The organism is Peribacillus sp. YIM B13482 (assembly GCF_042787975.1).
GTDB lineage: Bacteria > Bacillota > Bacilli > Bacillales > DSM-1321 > Peribacillus > Peribacillus simplex_A.
On the sequence record NZ_JBHZPF010000115.1, the window covers coordinates 1 to 4465 of the forward strand.

A 4465-nucleotide genomic window follows, 5' to 3' on the forward strand; every position below is an offset into this window, starting at 1 on the left:
CACTTGGCTACTTAAGTCCGGTGGCTTATCGAAACTTAGCCCTTAAAAAAGTTGTTTGATTTAGTGTTGACATACCATCTGAGCGAAGTTCCCTTAAAGTAGGGGGTGTTCAGCATCCTGTATTAACTTCATCAATAAAAAGTGCAGTAGCTTCTTCTTTAAAAGCAGATTGGATCGTGGATGATTATTTTAATAGTGGCGAACGAATAGAACCCTGGATTGATAAAAGGGTTGTTAAATATCATCGAACTTTTGAAGAATATTATCAACTTTTAAAGCTAGCTGGATTCAAGATTGAAGATATTAGAGAAGGCACTCTAAGAGTTGAGGAATTTAGCAGTGAAAGTGAATATAAACGTCGAATGAGAATTCCACTATTCTTGATTTTTTCTTGTGAAAAATAAGATTTCCTCAAAAAGGGAGGTTGCCTCGGAATTCTTTTCATCAAGAACTAACGGGGTAATTTTTAATATAGTAAGAATAATAGATAGTATAAAGGACCGGAAATTCACTATATTAAAGGTGGGAAATGACATGGCAAGAAAGTACCGATTATATCAAATTGATTCATTTACGAAAGAAAAATTATCAGGTAATCCTGCTGGTGTAATTACCAATGCAGATGGGTTATCTTCGGGTGAGATGCAGAGGATTGCTAGAGAGCTTAACAATTCGGAAACGGCATTTATATTTAAATCAGACAATAGCGAATCTGATGTACATATTCGTTTTTTTACGCCTACTCATGAGGTTCCAATCTGTGGACATGCGACGATTGCTGCCCACTATGCTCGTGCAGTTGAAAATAGTTTAAATACAGGTAAAGTTTATCATAAAACTGGTGCCGGCATTTTACCAGTCGATGTAATTAATGAAGGTAATGATTACAAAATTATAATGACCCAGGGTAGTATAAGTTTTGATGCGGTGATTGATGGTCTAGCTTTAGAAAACATATTTACAGCTTTCAATATTAGTGAAAATGATTTATTAGAAGATTGTCCAGTACAAATCGTTTCTACCGGGCATTCCAAGGTGATGATTGGAATTAAAAATTCGGAACTTCTTCACCGATTAAACCCTAATATGGATTTACTAACAAAAGTCAGTGGATTAATTAATTGCAATGGTTTCTATGTGTTTACGATGAATGCTCCCGACTCCGAAATCTTAATTCATGGAAGAATGTTTGCTCCAGCAATTGGTATTAACGAAGACCCTGTTACAGGTAATGCGAACGGCCCTTTAGGTGCATACTTAATACACCATGGACTTGTCAAACATGATAATACTTTATTTAGTTTTAAAGCAGTGCAGGGCGAAGCTATAAACCGGGCGGGTGTCATTGATGTTCAAGTGAAAATTTGTCATCAGGAACCAGAGGAAGTAAGGATTGCGGGAAATGCTGTAATCGTATTTAAGTCCGAGTTATTACTGGAATAGCCATTCAACGTGCATTAGCTTAACCTGGACCATATAAATATTATTGTAGCGTATTTAGATTTTGTGCCCTTAATAACCTTACAACTACCTCGAGGTTGAGTGAATAATTCCTTGTTACAAATACTATTAGTTTTCTTCTTTCAATAAGGAAGGTTGTGTTGAGGCAGCCTTTTTCTTATGGCACTAACGGGGCAGTTTAGTTTAATAAGACTTTTAGAATCAAACTATCAGTTGAAACCTTTTTAGGGAAAATCTCGTATACAGATTTAGGAAAATGTTTTTTAGAAAAGGAGAAACAGGTTATGTTTATAGGGGATATTATATTTCAAGTAATTGTTTTCGGAGGTATAGCATTAATTTTAGGTGTTTTAGGTTATTTATTATTTAAGAGGACAAAGAAAAGCTAATTAAATTTCTAATTTAAGTAACGATTGCTTTACTTATCAGGAGTTGCTTCGGCAGCTCTTTTTCTTATGGAGCTAACGGGGCAGGATAGTTGCATTAGAACTTTTTGTTATTCGACTAACGTGTCAGGCTTAATTATCAAAATTAGCATTGTCTTTTTGGGTTAATATTGAGATAAGATAAGGCTAATGGGTAGTAGCACTTACTTCTTGGCAATAAAAAAAGAATAATTCCTAATTAAACTAAAGGGACAGGTTAGTGTGAGAAGACCTAATTGGATAAATATCGTTTTTAGGGACTAGAGGTGATTATATGAAGGAAAACTACCCACGACAAGGATTAAGAATAAGATGTGAACAAGGCGTCTATCCAGAAGTTAGAAGGGCTTGTCTAGAATTTGCAAAGTGGTTAAGAATAGAATTTGAATTTCCCATTCGAGTTGTTGTATATCTAAAAAAAGACTATCAAATTAAAAGTAGGTTCGATAAAGAATTAGTATCTGCAACATTCTTTGCCCCTTTCGATAAAAGTGTAGAACCGTACATAAGAATAGCTACAGGTGACTATATAGAATTATTAGAGGAGATCGGACAAGATGATGCACTTGCAAGTATTCTTGGTTCTATTGCCCACGAGTTGGGGCATTATTATCAATGGATTGATGACCTTGAACTTGATGAAGAAGGTGCAGAAAATAATAGCGAGTATATGATTGATTTGTATGCTGAGACTAGAGACCATCCGTAAACAATTAAAGCACTTTGTTAATCAACTAACGGGTGCGTTAGCTGAAGATCGGAGCTGTCTTTAAGGCAGTTTTTTCTTATGGGGGTGCCGCCAAAAAGGTCGGGCAAATACTGCCCGACCTTTCAACTATACCCCACGATATAGTTAATGGGATATTTATAATACGAAACTATAAAAATATCATTCCTCAATATGTATAGTTTTACTTTGCAAATAAATGGTTGCCTATTCTAATGACTGTTTCCCTTGTGAAAATCCATTCATCTGTTGCCGAGAACGGATTATAATAATAAACAGAACCATGAGTAGGATCCCAACCTTGTAATGCATCAATAACAGCTCGATATGAATAGCTATTTGGGGTCAAATAATATTGCCCATCATGTACAGCTGTAAAAGCATTTGTCTGGAAAATAACATCGTAAGTATTTTTAGGAAAACCTGGCGTTGACATTCGGTTCAAAATTACTGCAGCGACAGCTACTTTTCCTTCATAAGTTTCTCCTCGAGCTTCTCCATAAACAACCCTGGCCATCATTTCAATACTATTTAATTTTTGTTGTGTTTGGAATCCAAAAACCCCATCTGGTAATATTCCAGAATCTAGTTGAAGTTGTTTAACTGCATGATCAGTAATTGCACCATAATACCCTGTTGGTTGCCTATTAAAGTAACCCATTTTCTTTAAATTTTCTTGTAAGTCATAAACTGCTTGTCCTTGACTTCCATTGTGTAAAATTTCTTGAGCAAAGATTGAATTTGGTATAAAAAACATGAAACAAATAAAAACAACAAACGACATTTTTTTAACATTTAACATAAATAATACCACATCCTTCGATTCATTTTCCTACTATTCTACTTTATCATACAAGAAAAATAGATTTATCTTACATTATTCCTATTTTAAACCAAAAAATAAAGAAAATTTCAGACGAATTTGTCTGTTTATTGGGGTACCGCCTATCGCCATCAAGCTAAGAAAAAGGATTATACCCATAACGAAAAAATAAGCTATTCTTTGGTGTAAATGCTGCTGAAGATAGCTTTTTTCGTTTTAGGGTATAAAGAAATTTTAACTAATGGGCATGCGGCAAGACCCCTTATGGAACTATCGGGGCAGGTTAGCTCCATAATAAACAAGTGATTTATCTATTAATCATATATGTTAATATACAAAATAAACCAATAGAAAAATTAGGGGGATGAGTATGTTTTTATATAATATTGATGAGGAGTTATCATTGAAACTGTTAGAATTAAAGGATGCAGAAAGGGTTTTCGAAAGAACAAATCAATCCAGAGAATACCTACGAGAATGGCTCCCTTGGCTGGATAATACAACAAAACTTGAAGATACAAAAGGGTTCATTAATATTTCTTTAAAAGATTTTGCTGAAAACAAGAGTGTCAATACAGTTATTATGTATAAGGGACAAATTGTTGGTGTAGCAGGTTATAACCAAATAAATTGGTCAAATAAAACTGCATATATTGGTTATTGGCTCGGAGAAGAATATCAAGGTAATGGAATTATGACAAGAGTATCTAAGGCATTGACTGATTATGCATTTATTGAATTGAAACTAGATAAAGTGGAAATAAGGGTTGCTGTGGAGAATAAGAAAAGTAGAGGAATTCCCGAAAGATTGGGTTTTGTTAATGAGGGTTGTATCAGACAAGCAGAATGGTTGTATGACCATTATGTTGACCATATTGTTTATGGTATGTTAGTTAAGGATTGGAATAAGTAGTAATTCATACCTTAATGAACTCCCTCAGTTTAATTGATAATGCTCACGAATACTCGCTTATTCGCAGGATTTCATACCACATGGTATAGGTTGCTTTAGATGAACGAAAGAGATAG

The 4465-nt window shown here is 34.4% G+C and carries 5 protein-coding genes; 4 read left to right on the forward strand and 1 reads right to left on the reverse strand.

Translation table 11 applies throughout. The annotated features are described in order from the left end of the window. Positions 1 to 176: 176 nt before the first annotated feature. The 3 genes from ACFX4L_RS24980 to ACFX4L_RS24990 all read left to right on the forward strand — a co-directional run bounded on the left by ACFX4L_RS24980 (position 177) and on the right by ACFX4L_RS24990 (position 2595). Positions 177 to 404 (forward strand): SAM-dependent methyltransferase, encoded by a 228-nt coding sequence (locus ACFX4L_RS24980; RefSeq protein ID WP_377406614.1) that lies wholly within the window; start codon positions 177 to 179, stop codon positions 402 to 404. Positions 405 to 534: 130 nt separating this feature from the next. Beyond that, complete coding sequence (locus tag ACFX4L_RS24985; protein WP_377406616.1) at positions 535 to 1443, forward strand: PhzF family isomerase; 909 nt, start codon at positions 535 to 537, stop codon at positions 1441 to 1443. Positions 1444 to 2160: 717 nt separating this feature from the next. Next, positions 2161 to 2595 carry a hypothetical protein gene (locus ACFX4L_RS24990; protein WP_377406618.1) on the forward strand — a complete coding sequence of 145 codons (435 nt, stop codon included), beginning with the start codon at positions 2161 to 2163 and terminating at the stop codon, positions 2593 to 2595. 202 nt (positions 2596 to 2797) lie between these two features. Here the strand turns inward: ACFX4L_RS24990 and ACFX4L_RS24995 are convergent, their stop codons facing one another. After that, on the reverse strand, positions 2798 to 3415 hold the full coding sequence (locus ACFX4L_RS24995) for a cell wall hydrolase (RefSeq protein WP_284469622.1): 618 nt from the start codon (positions 3413 to 3415) through the stop codon (positions 2798 to 2800). Between the two features lie 391 nt (positions 3416 to 3806). Here ACFX4L_RS24995 and ACFX4L_RS25000 point away from each other — a divergent pair, with 391 nt between their 5' ends. Then, on the forward strand, positions 3807 to 4349 hold the full coding sequence (locus tag ACFX4L_RS25000; RefSeq protein ID WP_377386589.1) for a GNAT family N-acetyltransferase: 543 nt from the start codon (positions 3807 to 3809) through the stop codon (positions 4347 to 4349). Positions 4350 to 4465 lie beyond the last annotated feature (116 nt).